The following is a 21,209-nucleotide window of genomic DNA, read 5'->3' on the forward strand; positions in this document are numbered from 1 at the left end:
CACAGTATAGTCGACTCGTGTTATTATCGTTGACCATAATATAATCTGTTGCAAAATATTAAATTGCGCTCTTTCCAAAATTTCCTGTATTATTGACGTTTTAGCATCTGCGTAATGATGAACATGATGCCACTTACTCTTTGCCAAGCCTCGTTTGACTTGTGCATATTTCTCCCGTTCACCTTCATTAGCCCGTAGCCAATCTCGAAAACGTAACATTCTATCAATCTCTGATGTACCCGAACTGAACACATACAGATTGATGTCGGTATACTATTTTTTCTTTGCGATATAAAATACATAGCTGTAATAGTGCTTAAACCGATTGTACATATCGGCTTCTATTTTACCTTGTTCAACAAAATCTTTAACTTCATCAGCATAATCATATTTTTTCAGGAATTCTTCCGCATTTTCCATATGTAGATCTATTAGGTTTTTCTTGGTTGAAATTTCTTTTTCATAGAGCTCTCTTTATAACCTTATTTATTTTTTCATTAATTGCTCTAATCCTATTTCGGATGTTAACATTTCAAGATTATTAAATATTTCTTCTTCGCTCCAATTCCACCACCCTAGCTTTAGCAGAAATTCAATCTTTTCGTCACTAAAGCGTTTTTTGATAAATTTAGCTGGATTCCCACCATATATTGAATAAGGTTCAACACTTTTTACTACTGTTGAGTTAGCAGCAATAATCGCACCATCTCCAATTTTAACACCTGGCATTATGGTTACATTTTGACCTATCCACACATCATTGCCAATCATTGTGTCACCCTTAAAAGGAAGTTGTTCTATTGTAGGAGTCACCTTTTCCCATCCACAGCCAAAGATATTAAAGGGATAGGTTGTAATCCCATCCATTCTATGATTTGCGCCATTCATGATAAACTTAACACCCTCTGCAATTGCACAGAACTTACCTATTATCAGTTTATCCCCCAGAAATTCGTAATGATGCTCTATATTTTCGTAAAATTTCTCTGGAGACTTTTTATTATCGCTATAATAGGTATATTCACCAATCTCAACATTTGGTCTTTTAGGTAGATTACTTATATAGCAAACCGTCTTTATATTTTCATTCGGATAAAGCTTTTTCTTATCTGGTCCCGTCATTGAATATGGACTCCTTTCAGGTATTCAACCTCATTTACTAGTCTTTGAAGAATCTCTATTCCTTTTCTTGTACAATCTACATCAGTTGATATTAAGGAAATAACCTTATCGACCCTTTCCTTGTAATCGCTTGGCTTAATCTTAAAATCTTCAATCAACATAACAGCCTTTTTTTCATTTATACAGTATTCTTTATTTATTGCAAACAAGACTTGATTAAGGGAAGATATGCTTCGAAAACAATGCCCGCAAACATAGGATACATCGTCTTTATCTATATTGTTCTCAGCAAACATTAAAGAGAAACCTGCCTCAAACATAAAAAATTCGGTTAGCCCTTTCTGCAAAGCGGTTGGATAACGTTCTGCTTGCTTTTTAAACTCATAAAAGTTTTCATCATTAGCGTATTGTATCTTGCTGATTGCCAATTCTCCACGATACATGGCGCTAATATATCCATGGGGATGCCCTGTCTGATAATTAGCAGTAACAATTCCTTGCTCCGTATTTTTGATTATTTGTTCCACCCGTTTTTTATCACGTAAAATCAAGTCAACATCATACCCATTTATGACTAACCATCCACCGCCATTAACCCAATCACCCCACGCTCCGGGAGGTACAACAAGGTTGCTTCTATTCTCATCATCTAACTCCGTAGCAAGTTGATTAATCGCAGTCAGGTCAAATGATTCTGAATTGTAATAGATTCCGATATCTATATCAGAATCCTCTGTATGGGTGCCTCTTGCACGTGAGCCCCCTAATACAATGCCTTCTATACAAGGCATAGAGGATAATTTCTCTACTACTAATTTAATAATATTATCCATCAGGCACACTCCTTGAATCGATTAACTGCTAACAGTACCAAAGTTCCAAGCCAAATCTTTTACTTCTAATAAAATATCGCAATTTATTTTAAAAATTTTTATAACTCAAATTAGATACATCATAAATATTTTCCTTCTCTAAAATCGGATTCCAAACTTTAGATCGTTAATTTATAAGAACGTTCCGAGCTATTCGTATATTTTGCCGAAAACCGAGTCTGAAAATATGGTAATTTTAATTATTAAACTCTCTAAATAAGATGCACATACGTCCCACAAGGCATGAGTGGTGATGGCAGATTGGATATCTTGTTTCATTATTCATCAAAATGCTGGCCTTTCTTCTGTCAATGCTGACAAAATTAGCATGCCAAGCAAAGAAACTTTTTGGGAATTCCCCATACCCTTCTGAAGAGGTCAGCTCACTATCCTTTATTCCTAACTTATCAAGCAATGTCTTTGTACATTGAATTAACAATTAACATTTGATTCACCCTATCGTTTACAATTGTTAAAAACGAAAGCAAAATTTATTAAATAAGATCTTCAATGTTTTCCGAGCTCTACTTTCTCGACATCAACACCATGCACTCCACATGGCTCGAGAGGACAGAATGAATGTCATTTGAGCGTGTCCGTTCTCGGAAACATATCCACTGAATTTAATATTTCTAGGTTCGCGGGAATATATCAACCATTATGTATTGTTCTTTAAAACGGATTACTAAGCTTCGCCTTTTTGAAACCTGACTTCCACACCTAGAAAATCATAAAGGCATCAACTGTGTTCGACATATGTTGCATCAAAATCAGCTTCAGTTATTAAGGACAAATCATCTCGTGTAATATTTGAAATATTCACTACTCTTCTTGCGTGATTCATGACCAAATCATCATAAAGGTTTCTGACCAAACGACCATTAGCAAAATTCTCATCCTTTGAAGATACTTGTTTTTCAAAAAACATATGGATTTTTTCTTCTGCGGCCTTATCCAATGCGTAGTCATTTTTCTTGCACATAGAAAGTAAAATTCTATCCAATTCAGTAGGACTATAATCCTCAAATTCAATGAATGTGTTAAAGCGAGATTTTAGTCCCGGATTGGACTCGAAAAATTTATTCATTGGCTCTGTGTATCCCGCAACAATCACAACCAAATCTTCTCTATAGTCTTCCAGTGCTTTCGTTAATTCTGTCAAGCACTCCCTACCATAAGAATCGGAATGGTCATTTTCTGTAATGCTATAGGCTTCGTCAATGAAAAGTACGCCACCCTTGGCCTGCTCAATAACCTTTTTTACCTTCAGAGCAGTTTGTCCTTGATATCCAGCAATCAAATCAGTTCTTGATACCTCTACAAAGTGTCCCTTTGAGAGGAGTCCTATTTTCTTATAGATTCTTCCAACAATCCGTGCTACGGTAGTTTTTCCTGTACCAGGATTTCCCTCAAATGCAAGATGTAAAGTATTTTTGGATGCGTGAAGATTATTCTCCCTACGCAACTTCTGAACCTTTTGATAAACAATCAAATCATGAACCTTGTCCTTGACTGTATCTAAGCCGACAAGGGCATTAAGTTCGTCCAGTAATTCCTGCAATGTTCTTGTATCTTCAGTTGGCACTGTATCTGGTTTGCAAATACCTTGTAATGTCGAGTAACCATAGTATTCAATCAAACTGGAATTCAAGAACTGGGCTACACGCTTTACCTCAGTCTTATATTTAGGATTGTCAACCACCTCAGATATTTTCTTAAGGAGTGAAATCGTCGCCGACTTACTATTGTCCTCGACTATCAATGATGCCAGCTTAGTTATTTCTCCACAGGCATCTGTAATAGCATCTAATTTTGAAGCATTATTTATTAATGTCTGCTTGTACTTATCCATCATATCACCTTCACAAGAATCACTATCAACTCAACAATCGCAAGTCCTACCGCACCCCCGGCAAGCAAATATGCATACTTAATTTTTTTCGCTAACATCTCCACCGCCGTATTGGACTGTTCAATAGCACCTGCAATTGCAGCATTAGTATCATCCTTGTTTGTCTGAACAATATCCTTTATCTCACCACTCTGCTTTTCTAACTCAGACAACTGGGTAGAATGGTTCTCGACAGACTCCCAAATATCATCTACATCATCTAAATGAGCCATGCTACAGAGTTTTGTTTTGTACTCATTCAATCCATTGATGCTTGTTTTGTTCGCCTCTACAAGATCAATGATATCCTCATCTTTTTGCTTTAGTTCTTCCAGTCTAACAGCGTGTGTTTCGCTTCTGTTGGCGAGTTCTCCTATGCGAAGCCGATGTTCTTCAGTTCGATTCCAACTAGCATCTACATCTGTTAAATGTGCAAGGCCAGACAAATTCTCCATAAATGCAAGAAGCGTTTCTATATCCGCTTGCTGTTTGGTTGTGGTATTCTTGAACAAAGTTAACTCATCACCGATATTTTGCAGGGAGTCATGTGCAGAAGATATGGACTCCCACATTTCATCGATATCCTGTAGATGTGTGATTTTTTCTAATGCACCAGTAAACGAGATGATAGATTCCAACCTTACAGTTTGTTGTCCTAATTGCTTTGACAAATCATCAATTGTCTTTTCTGCCGCCTTTAATGCCGACTTAACGACATCTGCTTTTTGGGCACTTTCTTTACTGCTGGCAGTTGCACTGCTAATTGAATTTGAAAGCTTGTTTATTTCCTTATACCATTTCTGGCAATCACTCCAAATTTTATCTATGTCCCCAAGGTGAAGGTAGCCGTCAAGTTTCTGTTTGAACTTTTTCAGTTCTTCGAGCGTTATTCTCTGGTTTTCTATAATCTTCTTAATCTTTCCTTGTGTTTCTTGGATGCTTTGGCTCGTTTCCTCAGTTGCCTTGATAGATACTAAAATTGCTTGAATATAATCCTTGTCCAGGGCCTCCAATGCACTATACACCTGACCAAATTCTTTAATTAGCTTAATTTGAGTGTTATTAATACTATGCAAATGTGATTGGATTTGAGTTGTTAATTCATTCAGCTCTTCTCCAGTTACCTTGTGTTTCAAACCTATACCGCCGCCCAAAAAGAAGTCTCCAAACCACTCTCCAACTTCCTTTGAATCGTCTACCCTTTTTAAGTCCAAATCTGTTGTGGTTTGTTCGGAAAACTGTTTTATCTCTTTTTTGGCGTTCTCAAAATCATGATATTTTATAACTAATTCGCTCATCTTCAATCCTCACTCAACATTTTATCTAACTCCGTAGAAACCTGGTCTATATCATTATTTGTACTTTCAGAAATCTTAACTCTTTCACGAATTGTGTCAACAGATTTCCTTGATGATACTGGCAGCCCCTTCGTGTCTGGTGTACATATTTCCTATTGCCGAATCCTTCACATCTTCATATCCAGTTTCCTCATCGTGAACAACCTCTTGGCTAACAAGGGATGTATCACCACCTGTTGTCTTTACCTCGAAAGTTTCTTTTGGACTGATATCAGCATTCCGATTTGCTTTTTCCTTTTTGTTCAGCAACACATACACAGCTACGCCAAGAATCAAGGCAACTCCAATAAACCCTAAAACTTTTTTCACAGCAATCAATCCTTCAATTCATCAAACAACTTATCAATATCGTCAAATGTATCCTGTATAGATTCATCAGTTGAACAGTTTGCTCTGATGTTCTCGACAGACTCCGCCATAACAGTTGCTGCTGCGACATGAAGGTCATGAATGTCAGTTGCCAATGTTACCTTGGTGTGTTCAAGTTTTACCTCATTTACAACCTGGACTTTATGTTGAAGATTTAAAATCTCATTGCCTTTTTTAATTTGGGCATCAATATTTTCTGCCTTCAAACTTTTTTCAATCTGTTTTTCAATAAGGTTTATCGCAATAGCACCAATAATACCAGCAACTACTGCTCCAAGGAAGATGCCCAAAATATTCGCCAGGCTACCGAGCAGAGGGATTTCAAACGCAAAAATAGGAATTGTCATCAGACCTTTTTCAATGACCTCTCCAAGTAACAACGCACCTGAACCAGTTAAACCAGCAATAATTATTTTACCAACTTCAAGAAGGAGACGACCAACAGGCTTTCCTTTATTGACAGGGTTCTTAATATAGTTGACAGCATCCTTAAGTGATTTCCATCCCTGTTTTAGCAACATCCACATCTTCTTAATCGTTCCGAAAATAGGTCCGATAATTGCGGTTGCAACTGTACTGAAAACAGTGTTCCCTGCGTTAATCAGATGCGTTTTCATTTTTCCGATGAAAGAGTGAATTGCCTCTTTCAAACTGTCAAGAAGGGTATCTAAGCCTTTCTTTACAGACTTAAACCACTTAACCAACTTAGCAATGATTTCTCTAACTAACTCAGCAAGCAGCTGCATAAGTACTGCCCGGAGTGCTTTCCCACCAATACGGAAAGCCTCTTCTTTTTGAGACTTTTTGCCAGACTCGATGGATTTCTGTTCTGCCTCTCTTTTCTGTTTCTCGTACTCTTCACGAGCTTCAGCATCTTTCTGACGCATTTTTTTATCATCTTCATCACTGATGTCAAATATCTCATTAGGCTTTTGACCATTAGCGTTTGGATTATCAAGCCACTCGGTTGTTGGCTTGTCACCCTTTGAACGATTAAGGCTCGAATCCATTTCGTTAAGGTTTGCCTCACTATTAGCAAAGGCGATTTGTTCCTCTTTTGTCATGTGAGCGTTAGCCGCCGGGTCTCTAATAATTTCTGCTGCCGATACAGTGTGATCCATATCCGTGTGTTTCTCAGCAGAACCACATGGTCGGTCATCATCAAATGGTTTTCTTGCACCTTTAACCAATGTAGCTTCCTTTTTTTCAGTTCTAGTCGTATGAGTTACAACATTTCCATTTTCGTCTTTTACGAAATTGGACTGCCAATCATCGTAACGTTCTTGATAATCAATTTTTGTATTATGTGTTGCAATCTTTCCGTTTGCAAAATTTTCTGTGGTTTGAATATGTGCTTCGTTCCTTAAATCAAGGTGGAGACCATTATTTTCTTTAATGAAATCTTCTCCGGCGGTAACAGCAACTTGATTCAGAAACTGTTCCCAAACAACATCCATAATGACATTCCCAAGGTTGTCTGGATTGCCAAGCTTCTCTTTTTCCTCTGCCAAGAATTGCATATCAGCCAGTTCTTCTTCCAATTGGCTCTGAAGTTTTTCTTCCAGTTCATCTAAGTCAAATGATTCAAAGGAAACATCATCATATTCTTCTTTTATATTTAATATCGCATTATCCTTTGCCATATATTCTTTACCCCCTTTTAACAATTGTTATTTATTCATTCAAAAATTTTTTTGTATCAAGAGATTTTAACTTTCATAAAAATCTATCCCTGTTTCAAAGAAGTCCGAAAAGAATTCGGATTTCAAAAAGCGAAAGAACTTATCTGAAGAATATGAATAAAGCTGAGACAATAGCAACATCGTATTTGCTGTAGCAACATTTTCTTTCTCATGGTATCTCTGGAAATAATGAATCTTCATAACTATTTATCTCCTCTTTTTTTCTTTCCGTAGTTCTTTGGGAAGTAATCCTTCCCAAGTAGCCAAACACACTGGTCAATTTGCTTCAGGTTATATTTATCCAAGCCATAAAAGGCACGGAAATCAATCAGTATACCTTTGAATTTAATATAGGCCTTCAAATCGTCATCTTGGAAATCCGAGAAACTATCACGATTCCTAAAATAGCGAAGCACCTCATCAACGTAGCTGTCATAAATCGGATAATCAAGTGGATTGTGATGGCTACAATACTTTGTGGCAAAAGAGTAAAAATTCTTCTTTGTATCACCGATAGTTACATACTGGATATCTCGAACTAGGGTAACATCACCAGCTTTATGTCTTGAATCAATATCCAGAGTACATATGTGCTTAGCCACCGGATAGATTGAGAAAATATTCGTACTATAAAAGTCGTTAAGCGTTGATGCCTTCAAAAGAACATCGATAATGTCTGTATTCTTCGGGCATATCTCAAAGAACAGTTTATTAAGTGCATTCTCCTGCAGGTGGTAGTTCTCAAGACCATCCCACTTAGCAAGATAAAACTCTACCTGCTCAATTGATGGATCAGGAACATCAACATCCATTTTCTTTTTACGAGTATATGTACGATTAGCAGTATTCTCCTGTTTGTGCATTGATGGCTCGGCAATTCAATCAGAAGCTAAGAATAAACGGAACCTCCTTAGATGAGACAAGTAACTATTAACAAGTGATTTAACATTGCCGGTCAAGTTCTCAGAAAGAGCCTGTCTTAATAAATTCTTCGCCTCATTCTCGAAATCACTAGCAGTCACTGCATTCCAGAACAGGGCCTTTGCTTCCTTTTCTCCAAAGATAGAAGGTATCTACATAAGCAGTATTGATTGTTGCATTTGAAATACTCTGGCTATGCAGGAAGTTTCTATATAAAGCACGCAATTCATCATATGGTAAAGCTATCATTTTATTAATATCCAAAGTCAAATCTCCTTTACCCGATACCACTTAATCTTTCAAGCCACTTCAATTAATCATTTTAAAAAATATTTACTCGTCGTTTTTATATTAAATAATTCTTCTTTGTCTTTTTCTGTTAACAAATCATCCGGATGTTTAATAGAATCCTGAATCCAATTAGCCTTATCCATAGCCCATTCATATTCATCTGTTGTTTCATCCAGCTCAGCAGAAATGTATTCCTTTATTAGTTTCGAGTAAAAATAGTTTATCGAGTTAGTCAGCAAATCCTTGGTTCTTTTATGTTCCTTTTCTCTTCGCTTCCTGAGTAATTCCCGATCCCGTTCTTCTATCAATCTTCTTTCTTCCTCTAGGATATGTGCCTTTTCTTCTTCATCAATGATTGACGGAAGTGAAAATATGTATAAGAACACCTTTCTTAATAAATCTTCAGGTGTCATAGTTTGCGTTTGTTTTATTAATTTTTCATGCTTTCCCCATTTACGCCAATACAACTTATAACCTACTTCAACATTTACTTTTCCTATTGTTTCATACTTAAATGTGTTGTAACGTGAATAGTCTTTATCCTCTGGCGATAATGTGACTTTTTTACAAGGGAGTCTAAATTTCAAACTGACTGTATACTTTTTATACAATACTTGTATTTCATCATATTTACTAACGACTTTTGCTCCAGCCATTTCAAGTGCTTTAAATAAACTATCAATGAAAGGTAAAACTTCTGGAATGATTTCACCCGAAGCAGAATTAATTCTTAATTTATCCTCTCTATATGATTGCGTTTTTCTGCGGTATTCCACTATTTCCTTATGGGGTATATTGGATAAAGTCTTATTAACCTTTAATGAGTTGTATATTTTAGTTAATTTTTCTTGGTCAGATTCTAGGTCAAGAAAATAGGACAGCTTTTCCTTTTCTATCTTCTTTGTGGGTGAAGAAGCGCTCTTTTCTGCAGGGGGGCTACTGGACTTTTTTTCATTTACTGCAACTGTTATTTTTTTAGGTACCTTTGCAATTTGTTTTTTAGCTGTTTCAATGACAACTATTCGGTTATCATTTGGATTTGGTAGTGGCTGTTGGACTGGCTTCTCATTCCCCAAATGTAAACTGCTCCAATAAGATGCTGTAGGTAATGGAATATCATTGCTAGTACATGTATTTTTCAATTTATTATAGAGTACATTTAACTCTTTAGCTGTTTTAGTGGTACCAATAGTCCATAGCTTTTCATATAAATCTTTTCTCGAGATTGATAGCATGATTTTCCCTCTCTTTATCCTTTGTTTCATTTTATATCTACAAAAGTTTTCGGTCAATTTGATACTCGGGTCTTTGACAGTTGCATAAGGAAAAATCTCTGAAAGCCTTGATATAGGCTTATTTTTTTGTCTTTTTTACCTTTTTATATATCGCACCTTATCGCACTGTGTTATAATATAAGGAAAGAGAGGTGATATTTGTATGAGACTCAAGGTGACCAAGTCCAAAAATGCAGCTTCACTTTATGTAATAAAATCTGTTTATAACAGTAAGACTCAATCAAATTCTTCAGTGATTGTAGAGAAACTCGGAACCGAAGCTGAACTCAGAGAAAAGTTAAATGGACAGGATCCTTATGAATGGGCTAAAAAATACATTGATGAATTAAATCAAAAGGAAAAAGAACTCAAACGTGAAGTTATTGTTAAGTATAATCAATCAAAATTGATCGAAAAAGACAAACAACGTTCTTTTAATGGTGGTTATCTCTTCTTACAAAAAATCTATCATCAGCTGGGGTTACACAGAATTTGCCAAGAAATATCTAGCAAGTATAAGTTTGCCTTTAATCTTGATTCTATTCTGTCAAGATTGATTTACGGCAGAATCCTATATCCGTCTTCAAAACTAAATACCTGCCAACAATCAAAGAGATTGTTAGAACAACCTGACTTCGAATTGCAGCATATATACAGAGCATTGGAAGTGATTGCTAAAGAAACGGATTTCATACAATCCGAGCTTTACAAAAATAGTTTGGCTCTATCCAAACGGAACGACCGTATTCTTTACTATGATTGCACAAATTACTTTTTTGAAATCGAACAGGATGATGGTCTCAAACAATACGGCTTCGGCAAAGATCACAAACCTAATCCGATCATTGAGATGGGTTTATTTATGGACGGGGATGGTATCCCTCTTGCTTTTAGTATTCATAGTGGCAATACCAATGAACAAACAACCCTCAGGCCCTTGGAAGAAAAAATCCTCAAAGACTTTGAACTATCAAAGTTTATTGTCTGCACAGATGCCGCCGGACTATCATCAACGGAAAATCGAAAATTTAACAATAAAAAAAGTCGGGCATTCATTACAACCCAGTCTGTCAAAAAGTTAAAAAAACATCTAAAAGAGTGGGCACTCGACACTTCAGGCTGGCATCTTGCGGGAACTGATAAAACGTATGATATCGAAATACTCGTTCAGGATGAAATGACTTATGAAAAATATAAAGGCGAAACCTTTTTCAAGGAACGTTGGATTAAGGAGGATGGTCTCGAACAGAAACTTATTGTTACCTATTCTTTAAAATACCGAGATTATCAGAGACAGATTAGAAAGAGGCAGTTAGAACGTGCCATAAAACTGATTCAATCTAGGCCATCCGACATTATGAAAAAAAATCAAAATGATTTTAAACGGTTTATTTCTCCTACTAATATTACAGATGATGGCGAAATAGCGGACAAAGTCATATACCGACTGGACGAACAAGCCATTGCAACAGAAGAACTCTATGATGGTTTTTATGCAATATGTACGAACCTAGATGATGATGCTTCAGCCATTACAAAGATCAACCACAGACGTTGGGAAATTGAAGAATCTTTTAGGATGATGAAAAGCGAGTTCAAAGCCAGACCTGTTTACTTAAGTCGAGATGACAGGATACAAGCACATTTCACTACATGTTTTCTGGCGTTAACGCTTTTCAGATATCTTGAAAAAAGGTTAGGAGAAAAGTTTACAAGCCATGACATTGTTACTGGTTTAAGAGAGATGAACTTTTACTCAATTCCAGCCGAAGGCTATATACCAACCTATACAAGAACAGATTTGTCGGATGCATTACATGAGGCATTCGGTTTCAGAACGGATTATCAGATCGTCAGTACTAAACTGCTAAAAAAAATTTTTAAAGACACAAAGAAATAAAAAAAGTACGCATTTTTTCAGATATAAAAAAAGCTTGGACTCCACTGTTTTCAAGGGTTACCAAGCTTTTTTTCTTATATAACTGTCAAAGATGGGATTATAACATTTTTAACATGCAAAATGAAGGTGAAAATGGCTTTAAATCAACATTTCCAGCAGATTTAGAACACTCCTTTCGATGATTTTTGAATAGCCTTTGGTTGCTGAATTGACAACCCTTCTAGCAGCCAGCGGAGGGTCTGTTGGAAAAGTTTACGTACTTCATTTTCATCTTTAGGCCACTGAAGTTTTCCGTTATCCAAACGTTTATAAAGCATGGCAAAGCCATCCCCATCAAAATACAAACATTTGTAACGGTCTTTACTCCATCCAGAAAATAAAAATATAGAATCACCATAAGGATCCAGATCAAAAGAATCCTGAATCAGTGTGGCAAGCCCATCAATACCCTTTCTCATATCCGTTTTACCACAAATAATATAAATATTTTTCACGCTCGTAAAATCGTGTCTCATAGATGTTTCAACTCCCTCATAACAGTTTGGATTATGCGCTCATCTACGCCGTTGAAGAAGGAGATTTCTGTGGTTGCCGTCTTAATCATGCAAGCCGGTTTTGAGGAAAGCGCTGCTGAATTAATTGGAGAAGTATTTTTATCTTCAGTTTGTAATGTAACGGGGACGATGGTTAATATTTGTTGCGGCATAGAAAAACACCTCCTTTAATTGATACATGTATCGTACCAAAGGGGTGCTGTTGATTTGTATGCGTTGTTTGAATGGGGGCTTACAGTAAATCAAACATATCTGTTTAAACTATCTAAGAAAAAAGGGTTTACTTTACATTATTTTTTACTATGCATAACCTTTTGACTCTGGATCAGATTTTCTACAAAGATATACCTTGAACCGCCTTGCCTGCTGATATTTAGTAAATTCCTCTGTCATGATAATGTCCCCTGCATTCTCTCTGACTGCCAGTAATCGATCTTGGTCATAGACTATTTCAATGGACATCCATCCAAAAAAACGGAAGGCATTTTCATGCATTCGGATAAGATCCGTTGCCCGAAACGGCCGGTCTAGCCACTCTACATATTTGTATCTTGAGTGGGCTAGCACAAATCCAATGAAATAAAGCCGCGTGTACGTTCCATCCGTTGTGGGAATCCTTTTTTGCCCAAAATCCACCTGAATCTGCTGCCCCATAGGAAGTTCAGGAACTGCACTAAACTCCCTTTCGGAAGTGATTTTTGGAATATGATAGGTTTCCCTTAGCTCATTTACATAATTCCTTACTGTCCCTTCGGTGATAATGCTAACGTTTAGTTTTTCCTCTAGCCAATCAAATACCTGTGCTCCCGACAAATCAGGATGTTCCTTGAGCCACCCCAAAATCTTTTCCCGAAAAGGATCATGCTTTTTACTTCTACTTTGTAGAGAGATGACAAATAGGTAAAATTCGTCTGGTGTCATTTTTCCATAGTCTATTACCCTATTTCTAGAAATCTTTAATTTTCTGGCAATCGCACTGTTAGAAAACCCCTCACTGCGAAGCCTATGAATCTCGTTGTAGATTATATTTTTCCACTTCCTATTCCTCACTTTCCATAGACTACTTCAAGTATATAGAAAGTGTGTAAATTAAGGTAAACTGTTGAGTCTTATTTGTCGAATTCTGTTTACCCTTATTTGTGGAAAACTGTTACTTCTAGTTTAACGTTTACAAGCTTTAAACAAAACTCGAATCAAAGTAATGAATCAAGATAAAAAGCATTATAACAAGTTAAAGAAATACTGGAAGCTCCTCCTAAAAGATCAATCAAAAATTGATTATACCAATACCATCGTTGCTTTAGAAAGTTAATGCGTGAAATAGATATCATTCATTATTTAATAAAGCTTGACCCAGAATTAAAAGCCTCATATGAGCTACATCATGACGTGCGATACTGCATGAAAAACAAGGACTTTGAGCTTCTGAAGAAGGCTTTAGTTAACGAATATAAGAGCGTTTCTAGCTATATGAAAACGGCCATCAATACAATTAGGAAATACATAAACTATGTGGGGCACACCCTTACATACGATTATAATAACGGTGTTTTAGAAGGTATTAATAATAAAACTAAAGTAATTAAGCGAATCGCATTTGGTTATAGATGTTTCTACCATTTCAAAAATCGGATTCTCATTACCCAAAATTTAGCGACAATAAAAAGAGCTTAGAGGAAATAAACAACCTCTAAGCTAATTGATTACATTTTACCGGCTAATGTCAATAAAATTATTCACCAACACCATTTAACAAAGAATCTGAATTAATAAAGCAAACGGCTTTTTATACTTGTTTTAATATAAGAAGAACATAATTAAAAAACTATGTCTCCATATTTGTTAACAGCTATTGCAACAGGAGTACGCAATTCTTTTCGAAGAATTAGTAAATATAAATAACTATTAATAAATTAAAAATTTCTTTTATGTATAATAATATATTCACTGTTCATTGAGCTTACAGGTTTTTGATGAACAACAGAAGTAACTTTGGGCGTTCTTTTTATAGGAATATCTCTCTGAGCTTGCTTAACGTTACAAAAGTTCCGTCTTTCTAAAAAGGTCTTGGTTATATCTGTTAAGTTAATTTGTACTCTATCGACTGTACGATTTCCAAGAGTTAAAACAATGTATTTGTCAGTAACTCTACATAGTTCTTCAAGAAATTGAAAATAATCACTAAAGAAGCGAATCACTTTTCTATGCTTCGAAACTGAAATCCTATCTAAATACGGTTTAATTAGACTTTTCTCATATTCGTTTATATTTTCTTCGCTGTTTATTCCTCCCATACTGTTTGAATCAATAATGGAATAATTCTCCAATTCCCATCCTTCTAATTCTAAATCATTTTGGGGTATTGTGTATAGCGCAAGCATAGAAAACTGGCCATATGGAACAGTAGTTGCATTTTCTCCATACGGTGGAGATGTAATAGAAACATCGAAATTTTTATTATCAAAAGTTTTCATTTTTTTCAGCACATCACATTTATAAAGAATAAAGTTGTTGGATGAATGCATAAATTTATCTGCATTTTTTTCAATTGCGGCAATAAAATTTTCTGCAACTTTATTTTCAATTCTGGAAATCGCATCTGTATCTTTAATGTGTAGTTTATAAGTTGAGCTTCTTGTATTACTATGCTTTCGAATAATATCACACAACATATACCAAAAAAACAATCTATTTTGATCATCTTTGATATGCATAATTGCTGAACGTATAACTTTTAGAGATTCAAAAACATCTTTACGTAACCATTTATCCATATTAGGAAAGGAAAATGGATATATATATTTAGGGTCAGCAAGGTAACTTTTCAATTTTTCAATATCTTTGTATACATTAGCTTTAACTCCCTGAAGTTTAACTTTTGTTATTAAATTTGCAAGAGGGTTGATATCACATCCTACCAGATGTATATTGGGCGATATCTCCATAGCTTCATAAAGAGCCGTTCCTGAACCATGAAATGGATCAAAAACTGATAAAATATCATTTTCAAGAATTAACTCGTTTAGTATATTTTTTTGCACAGGTGCAATCATAACTGCTGGATACAATACTGTTCCATGTATATCGCCACTTTTTTTATAGTCTTTAAAAGCGATATTATTTAACATAAAGTACTCAAACCTCCTTTTTCACAATTACAACCAACATCAACTAATATTACTGTTATTAAGCATTTCATTTACGACTACGACAAAAACACCTAGAAGTTTTGCAAGTTGTATAATATCACTTTCACTTATGTAAGCTCCAGATTTATGCGCCCCCAAGTGAGCTGTAGATATTCCTGACCTAAACCGTTGGGAATCCAACATATTTCCCAGGCTTTGAAAATCAATCTTTGTAGATTTGGAGATAGATTCTTTAAATGCTTTGTTACTTTTTATATAATCAACAACCTTCACAACTCGGTCTTCAAATGAATGCACACCTCTAAAGAGGGTATTAAATTTACCGGACTTATTTATCGAATCAATACTTAAGTCAAATATTGCCCTTAATGAGCATGAAATTAGTTCTAAATATTCTCTATGATTCAAACTGTTGATTTGCTTAATAAGTTTATCAACATAGTTATTATAGCTAATAGTATAACTTTTGTGTGAAGGTAATGAAATAAGCAATCTTTCTCCACTTTTGCCAGCTATCGCTGATTCTGGACGATAGAATATAAATTGAAGAGTTTTCACTACTAACCCAGTTCTAGGATCTAAGTAGGTATATTCAATATATTTTTCACATGGCTCTATGACGCTTGATAATATGCCTCCTTCAACTTTACTTCCATCTTTTTTAATAATTAACAAGTTTTTATCAACCATAATTCCATTACTATCGTAAACTGAAGCTATATAATTTTTTAAATCAACCTGACCTGTAGGAACAGAAATTTTCACACTGCTACAATTAAAATTAATAACTGCAGGAATGAGTGAATTATTTCCCTTAGGATTATCCGGTGGATGATTGTCATCCTGGGTATGCTTTTCTTCTTTACCAGTTACTGTACTAGATCCATTTTGAGAAGTCGCAGCCTTTGGTCTTATATTTATTATTTTTTCCTTTCCGAATAATGAATAACTAACTTTGTCACCTTTACAATTTATGACAACGTTTGATCTAAAAGCAAAATCGCTCTTAACGTATTTTCTAAATTTTTCACTATCGGCAATGTCATTACACTCTGGGGGTAATGCTGATAACGTTAATATATTAAAATCCATAAGATATTTTTTGTTTTGTGATCCAATCACCTGGATTTGTTTATTTACATCAGATAAAAAAACCCTTATAGAATCAGTTAATTCATTCTGTAAAAACTGAGTTCTATCCGAATTAAAATTTATCAAGGAATCATCACTAACAATCCTCACAAAACCGATCATCTGGTTTAATACCTGCGTAGTTTTAATGTTTTTCATTATATTTGGATCAAACAAATCATAATTATTAAATAAATTCGCATTAACATAAATCAAAGGAGTTAAATCATCTTGAGGATTATAAAATAGCTGATCCACCTTCGCTTTTCCATATGGTGGAAACTGGAAGATAACTAATTCTATGTTTAATTTATATGATTTTGAGTTAAATAAAAAATCTTCCGAGAGTATCTCACTATTATTATAGAAAAACTTAATTTTTTGCTTATCACTATCATATGTTACATAATATAGTTGGTGCTCTTTAGCATTACTAGTTAATGGGAGAGTATCGCAGCTTGTATATTTCATTCCATTGATATGCAATTCTATTATAAAATTCTTATCATCAAATGCGTTCAGGACTTTTTTATAATTTTTCTCGATGGTAAAATAGCTTTCTAACGAACTAGCATTATATTCATCTAGTAAAATTGTTATAGATGTACCTTTATCAATAGTGTTATTTTCGGTTATTTCAATTTCAAATTGTGAGATATCACTAGCTTCAAGAAGGGAATTATAATTCACTTTAAAAATAAGTCCGTTCTTCTTTCGTGTTTTCCATTCTACATGTCTGCCAAATTTGAAAACAGATAAAAATCCTAATCCTTTAGACCCTTGAGTGTATCTTCCGTACTTATTGATCTGGCCATATTTTTTTGTACTATTTGAAATATGAAAAAGAGTATCAATATCGTTTTTATCCATACCAGAACCGTCATCAATTATCTGTAGTGTTTTTTGTGATGAGTCTAGAATAACGGTAACCTTTGAAGCACCCGCATCATATGAGTTTTTTAGCAATTCATTAAGTGCGATTATATTTGACGGTATTTTTTCAGACAACTCACTAATGATATTCCCACTAACAGTTATTTTAGAATTCATACTTATCCTCCTATCCTCGTAAAGATATCAAAAAATTAAACACTTGATGATTTCTAAGTTTTTAAATATCTCTGTTGTCCCGAAGATGACTTGTGTATTCCTTTAACATTAGCATTTGATGTATTAACATAATTCAAAAATAATGTACCCAGCAAAAGACGTTGGCTCCGAGAAATACGGTTCCATTCGTAGCCTTTAAATAAATCTCGTACAAGGAAAACTTCCCCTTTGTTCAGATTTTCCGTCTCCTTAATTGCAGTATTTAAAAGATAATTCACATCTGGCATCAATAACCCTCCGTAAATATCGATGTAAACAACGTTATTGATATGATTATATCACTTGAATGAAATTATTTCCAATAAAATTACAAAATTCTATATAAAAAGAGAATGCCGTCAAAAAACCGACATTCTCTCATTATTGCCCAGTCTCAAATTACCCCACACTGCGTAATATAGACATGTCTAAACACTCTACTCAATCCACTGAGTAAACATGTCTACACACTCGAGGTCTAACACTACGGAAACTTCAATTTTATTTTTCAAAACCTTATTTCTGAAATCTTCGCCATCCGTTGTGAATGTAGCGAATTTCGCAAAGTGCTGAAAATCAGTATTTCTAGGTATCTTTCCTTTGCATTCCTATTACGCACTCCACATGGCTCGTATGGGGGAACATATCCACTGGCTGAATGTAGTTCACTTTGTATACTTTGCTTAGAAATTGAATATCTTTTGCTAACGTTGATGGATTGCAAGATACATATACCATTCGTTTTGGCTTTAGCCTTAAAACTGTTTCGAGGAATTTTTGATCACAGCCTGTCCGCGGTGGATCCACAATGATCACATCTGGCTTCCAGCCTTCTTTTTCCCATTTAGGTAACCAATATTCGGCTTTCCCAACTACATAGGTAGCATTTTCGATATGATGTCTTGCTGCGTTTTCACGTGCATCTTCAATTGATTCTCCAATTGTATCCATTCCACGTATTTCGGCAGCACCTTTTGCTAACCAAAGTCCAATTGTTCCAACACCGCAGTAAGCATCAACAATTTTCTCGCACCCCGTTAATCCAGCTGCTTTTTTCACTTCATCATAAAGCTTTACAGTTTGAATCGGATTCAATTGAAAAAATGCTCTTGCCGAAAGTTCGAATGAAAAATCACCTAATGTTTCTTGTATGACCTCCTCACCTTCAAGATGAATCGTTTCATTGCCGAACACCAGTGATGTTTTTTCACCGTTAATGTTTTGAATGATAGAATGCACATCTGGTAACCGTTTTTTTATTTCCGCAATTAATTTATCCATTTTCGGTAGCTCGCGTTTTGCAGTCACTAAAACAAGTTGAATTTGTCCAGATTGGAATCCAACTCTAGTTACAATCGTTCGCACTAGGCCTGTCCGTTTCCGTTCATTATATATAGGAATATTCAATTCCTCTAATATTTGTTTAACTACTTGTGTTGTCTTATTTGTGCTCGGATGTTGAATCATACAGTTGGAAATATCAACTAGCTTATGAGAATTAATACCATATAACCCTGCTAATACTTTTCGATCATTTCTACCAACCTGAAGTTGACTTTTATTACGATAGCCCCAAGGATGTTCCATTCCAATCGTCTCTCTTATATCAAGGTCTTCGATTTTAAATTTTGTATGCCGTTCAAATGCTTGTACTACAATATCCCATTTTTCACGTAATTGCTCGCGATAATCTAAATGCTGTAACTGACAGCCACCGCACTCTTCATAAACCGGGCATGGTGGCGCAACACGATGTGGGGATTTTTCACGGATTTTTTTTATTTTCGCTTCTGTAAAATTGTTATTCACCTTTGTGGCTTCCGCAACAATTACCTCGCCAGGCAATGCTCCCGGTACAAATACTGCTTGTTTTTTAAAAAAACCGACACCTTCACCGTTGATGCCAAGTCGTTTTATTGTCAGCGGGAATTGTTGGCCTACCTGCAATTGTGCTTGTTTTTGTTCATTTGGAATTGGTGGCTTTTGTTTCCTATCAATTATCGAATCTTGACTTTTTCGCTTTGATAACGATGAAATTTGATTACTATTTTTTATTTGGTCACGACTTTTTCCCGGCTTCTGCTTTGCCATATTAATTACTCCATTCATTTTTCTAGTTGTTTCTATTATAGGGTTATATTTTATGTGCAGGCAAATTTACTATGTAATGAGGAATATTTTTTGCTGGCAAAGGAAATAACCAGCTAACATTTTGAACTACACCGCTAGTTGTTACTTGCGAATCTAACAATCGGGTGTAGTTCATTATTGCTGGTTTTTTCCTCTTTTACATATTTATTTAAAATACTGTTGATATAGCAATGGTTTTGGAATACTACGTTCAAACATTAAATCATCTAAGCTTTTAAAAGTATATCCTTCCTTCCGCAAATCATCAATCACATTGGAAAGTGCTTTTGCATTGTCTTCAGATACAGCGTGTAGCAAAATAATTGCTCCAGGATGTATTTGTTTCATTATATTATCATACGCATACCTCCAACCTTTTTGGCGATCGGTATACCAATCTATATAAGCAAGTGACCAAAAAACATTTACATACCCTAGCTGTTGTGAGAGCTTCAGGGTTCGCTCACTGTATATCCCCCTTGGTGGTCGAAGATACATCATGTCCGTTCGCCCAGTTTGTCTTTCATATTCTTCTTTTATAAGATTTAACTCTTTGGCCAGGCGTGTATCACTCACTTGTGTTAAATCAGGATGATGCCACGAATGATTACCAATAATATGTCCCTCATCAACCATTCTTTTAATTAAATCTTCATTTTTAGTAAGGTAATGTCCTGTAACAAAAAACGCTGCTGGCACGTCTTTCTTTTTTAATACATCTAAAATTTCCTCAGTATAACCATTTTCATAGCCATTATCAAAAGTTAAATATATATCTTTTTTCGTTGTGTCACCTAAATAAAAGGATCCGTATTTTTGAAGATTATTGTTATGGACAGCACCGGCATCTGGCGGCTCGTGATTAACTGACCTTTTCAAGCCCCAGTGTAGCGACTTATTTGAAATAGGTTCAGCTTGCGTAATAGCTCCGTTAACTACAAACAATACTACTATTAATAGAAGTTGAATAAGGTTTCTTGTACGCTTACTTTGTGTGCCCTTATTATGTGTGCCCTTATTATGTGTGCCTTTATTATGTGTACCTTTATTATGTGTACTCGTATGTCGTGCACCCTTCATTAGCAATGGCCTCCCTTTTTGGCAGTCTTTATAAATAGCTTTTGAAGGTTGGCTAAATTCATACGAAACATGTTTTACCAAACCCTGTATTTTGACACAAGCAATGGACTTTAAACGTACAATTCAATTTTTCCCATTTTATTCTTAAAATTTAATTCAATATTCATGAGCACTATTCAGATTCCATGTTCTACTCATAAAATCTGAAATTTACTCCAAATTCAGAGTTCTACTCACGAAATCAGGTACTTTACTCGCGGAATCGAGTGCTTTTCTCGCAGAATCGAGAGCTTTTCTCGCAGAATCGAGTACTTTACTCGCGAAATCGGGTACTTTACTCGCGAAATCGAGTGCTTTACTCGCGGAATCGAGTGCTTTTCTCACGGAATGGAGTAC

21 protein-coding genes and 2 pseudogenes are annotated in these 21,209 nt (G+C 35.3%); 3 read left to right on the plus strand and 20 right to left on the minus strand.

From position 1 onward, the window contains the following. Nucleotides 1-66: 66 nt before the first annotated feature. From D612_RS17905 to D612_RS0104965, 12 genes and pseudogenes are all read right to left on the minus strand, one after another. Nucleotides 67-270: pseudogene (locus D612_RS17905) on the minus strand (GrpB family protein); the annotation flags it as partial. 216 nt (nucleotides 271-486) lie between these two features. Continuing rightward, the gene (locus D612_RS0104920) at nucleotides 487-1,122 is read right to left on the minus strand and encodes a Vat family streptogramin A O-acetyltransferase (protein ID WP_017754380.1); all 636 of its coding nucleotides are present in this window, start codon (nucleotides 1,120-1,122) and stop codon (nucleotides 487-489) included. Continuing rightward, on the minus strand, nucleotides 1,119-1,958 hold the full coding sequence (locus D612_RS0104925; RefSeq protein WP_026092399.1) for a nucleotidyltransferase domain-containing protein: 840 nt from the start codon (nucleotides 1,956-1,958) through the stop codon (nucleotides 1,119-1,121). Before D612_RS0104925 ends, D612_RS0104920 begins: the two co-directional genes overlap by 4 nt. A gap of 232 nt (nucleotides 1,959-2,190) precedes the next feature. Further along, nucleotides 2,191-2,433: a DUF6933 domain-containing protein gene (locus D612_RS20090; RefSeq protein ID WP_407637449.1), complete on the minus strand. Its 243-nt coding sequence runs from the start codon at nucleotides 2,431-2,433 to the stop codon at nucleotides 2,191-2,193. Nucleotides 2,434-2,733: 300 nt separating this feature from the next. Beyond that, a complete protein-coding gene (locus tag D612_RS0104930) occupies nucleotides 2,734-3,846 on the minus strand; it encodes an AAA family ATPase (protein WP_017754382.1) in 1,113 nt (370 codons plus the stop codon). Then, the gene (locus tag D612_RS18635) at nucleotides 3,846-5,183 is read right to left on the minus strand and encodes a hypothetical protein (RefSeq protein WP_017754383.1); all 1,338 of its coding nucleotides are present in this window, start codon (nucleotides 5,181-5,183) and stop codon (nucleotides 3,846-3,848) included. Before D612_RS18635 ends, D612_RS0104930 begins: the two co-directional genes overlap by 1 nt. A 96-nt stretch (nucleotides 5,184-5,279) precedes the next feature. Continuing rightward, complete coding sequence (locus D612_RS0104940; RefSeq protein WP_017754384.1) at nucleotides 5,280-5,552, minus strand: hypothetical protein; 273 nt, start codon at nucleotides 5,550-5,552, stop codon at nucleotides 5,280-5,282. Between the two features lie 5 nt (nucleotides 5,553-5,557). Further along, entirely contained in the window at nucleotides 5,558-7,255 is a 1,698-nt protein-coding gene (locus D612_RS0104945; RefSeq protein WP_017754385.1) for an AI-2E family transporter, read from the minus strand. Nucleotides 7,256-7,321: 66 nt separating this feature from the next. Continuing rightward, on the minus strand, nucleotides 7,322-7,495 hold the full coding sequence (locus D612_RS19715) for a hypothetical protein (RefSeq protein WP_017754386.1): 174 nt from the start codon (nucleotides 7,493-7,495) through the stop codon (nucleotides 7,322-7,324). A 2-nt stretch (nucleotides 7,496-7,497) separates the two neighbouring features. Beyond that, nucleotides 7,498-8,157, minus strand: a complete 660-nt coding sequence (locus D612_RS0104955; RefSeq protein WP_017754387.1) for a hypothetical protein — start codon at nucleotides 8,155-8,157, stop codon at nucleotides 7,498-7,500. Between the two features lie 148 nt (nucleotides 8,158-8,305). Beyond that, nucleotides 8,306-8,479, minus strand: a complete 174-nt coding sequence (locus D612_RS19810; protein WP_017754388.1) for a hypothetical protein — start codon at nucleotides 8,477-8,479, stop codon at nucleotides 8,306-8,308. 53 nt (nucleotides 8,480-8,532) lie between these two features. Continuing rightward, nucleotides 8,533-9,741, minus strand: a complete 1,209-nt coding sequence (locus D612_RS0104965; protein ID WP_017754389.1) for a hypothetical protein — start codon at nucleotides 9,739-9,741, stop codon at nucleotides 8,533-8,535. A gap of 202 nt (nucleotides 9,742-9,943) precedes the next feature. Between D612_RS0104965 and D612_RS0104970 the strand changes: the two genes are divergently transcribed. Further along, a complete protein-coding gene (locus D612_RS0104970) occupies nucleotides 9,944-11,680 on the plus strand; it encodes an IS1634 family transposase (RefSeq protein WP_017754390.1) in 1,737 nt (578 codons plus the stop codon). A 161-nt stretch (nucleotides 11,681-11,841) separates the two neighbouring features. On the opposite strand, the gene tnpB is transcribed toward D612_RS0104970, so the two are convergent. Next, the gene (gene tnpB / locus D612_RS0104975) at nucleotides 11,842-12,195 is read right to left on the minus strand and encodes an IS66 family insertion sequence element accessory protein TnpB (protein WP_017754391.1); all 354 of its coding nucleotides are present in this window, start codon (nucleotides 12,193-12,195) and stop codon (nucleotides 11,842-11,844) included. Between the two features lie 69 nt (nucleotides 12,196-12,264). Here tnpB and D612_RS19390 point away from each other — a divergent pair, with 69 nt between their 5' ends. Continuing rightward, on the plus strand, nucleotides 12,265-12,405 hold the full coding sequence (locus D612_RS19390) for a hypothetical protein (RefSeq protein ID WP_154649438.1): 141 nt from the start codon (nucleotides 12,265-12,267) through the stop codon (nucleotides 12,403-12,405). Nucleotides 12,406-12,534: 129 nt separating this feature from the next. On the opposite strand, the gene D612_RS0104985 is transcribed toward D612_RS19390, so the two are convergent. Next, nucleotides 12,535-13,074, minus strand: coding sequence for a DDE-type integrase/transposase/recombinase (locus D612_RS0104985; protein ID WP_233274984.1), 540 nt, complete (start codon nucleotides 13,072-13,074; stop codon nucleotides 12,535-12,537). Nucleotides 13,075-13,140: 66 nt separating this feature from the next. Next, nucleotides 13,141-13,284: pseudogene (locus D612_RS20140) on the minus strand (DUF2481 family protein); the annotation flags it as partial. Nucleotides 13,285-13,545: 261 nt separating this feature from the next. Here D612_RS20140 and D612_RS19225 point away from each other — a divergent pair. Continuing rightward, entirely contained in the window at nucleotides 13,546-13,908 is a 363-nt protein-coding gene (locus D612_RS19225; protein WP_017754394.1) for a transposase, read from the plus strand. A 239-nt stretch (nucleotides 13,909-14,147) separates the two neighbouring features. Here D612_RS19225 and D612_RS0104995 read toward each other — a convergent pair whose 3' ends face one another. The 5 genes from D612_RS0104995 to pdaA all read right to left on the minus strand — a co-directional run bounded on the left by D612_RS0104995 (nucleotide 14,148) and on the right by pdaA (nucleotide 20,813). Next, on the minus strand, nucleotides 14,148-15,362 hold the full coding sequence (locus D612_RS0104995; protein WP_017754395.1) for a TRM11 family methyltransferase: 1,215 nt from the start codon (nucleotides 15,360-15,362) through the stop codon (nucleotides 14,148-14,150). Nucleotides 15,363-15,401: 39 nt separating this feature from the next. Further along, complete coding sequence (locus tag D612_RS18970; protein ID WP_017754396.1) at nucleotides 15,402-17,564, minus strand: ATP-binding protein; 2,163 nt, start codon at nucleotides 17,562-17,564, stop codon at nucleotides 15,402-15,404. A 53-nt stretch (nucleotides 17,565-17,617) separates the two neighbouring features. Continuing rightward, complete coding sequence (locus D612_RS0105005; RefSeq protein ID WP_017754397.1) at nucleotides 17,618-17,851, minus strand: single-stranded DNA-binding protein; 234 nt, start codon at nucleotides 17,849-17,851, stop codon at nucleotides 17,618-17,620. Nucleotides 17,852-18,188: 337 nt separating this feature from the next. Next, nucleotides 18,189-19,694 carry a 23S rRNA (uracil(1939)-C(5))-methyltransferase RlmD gene (gene rlmD, locus D612_RS0105010; RefSeq protein WP_017754398.1) on the minus strand — a complete coding sequence of 502 codons (1,506 nt, stop codon included), beginning with the start codon at nucleotides 19,692-19,694 and terminating at the stop codon, nucleotides 18,189-18,191. Between the two features lie 204 nt (nucleotides 19,695-19,898). Continuing rightward, nucleotides 19,899-20,813 (minus strand): delta-lactam-biosynthetic de-N-acetylase, encoded by a 915-nt coding sequence (gene pdaA / locus D612_RS0105015; protein WP_017754399.1) that lies wholly within the window; start codon nucleotides 20,811-20,813, stop codon nucleotides 19,899-19,901. Nucleotides 20,814-21,209 lie beyond the last annotated feature (396 nt).

Source organism: Calidifontibacillus oryziterrae (genome assembly GCF_000331575.1).
Lineage (GTDB): Bacteria > Bacillota > Bacilli > Bacillales > Bacillaceae_J > Calidifontibacillus_A > Calidifontibacillus_A oryziterrae.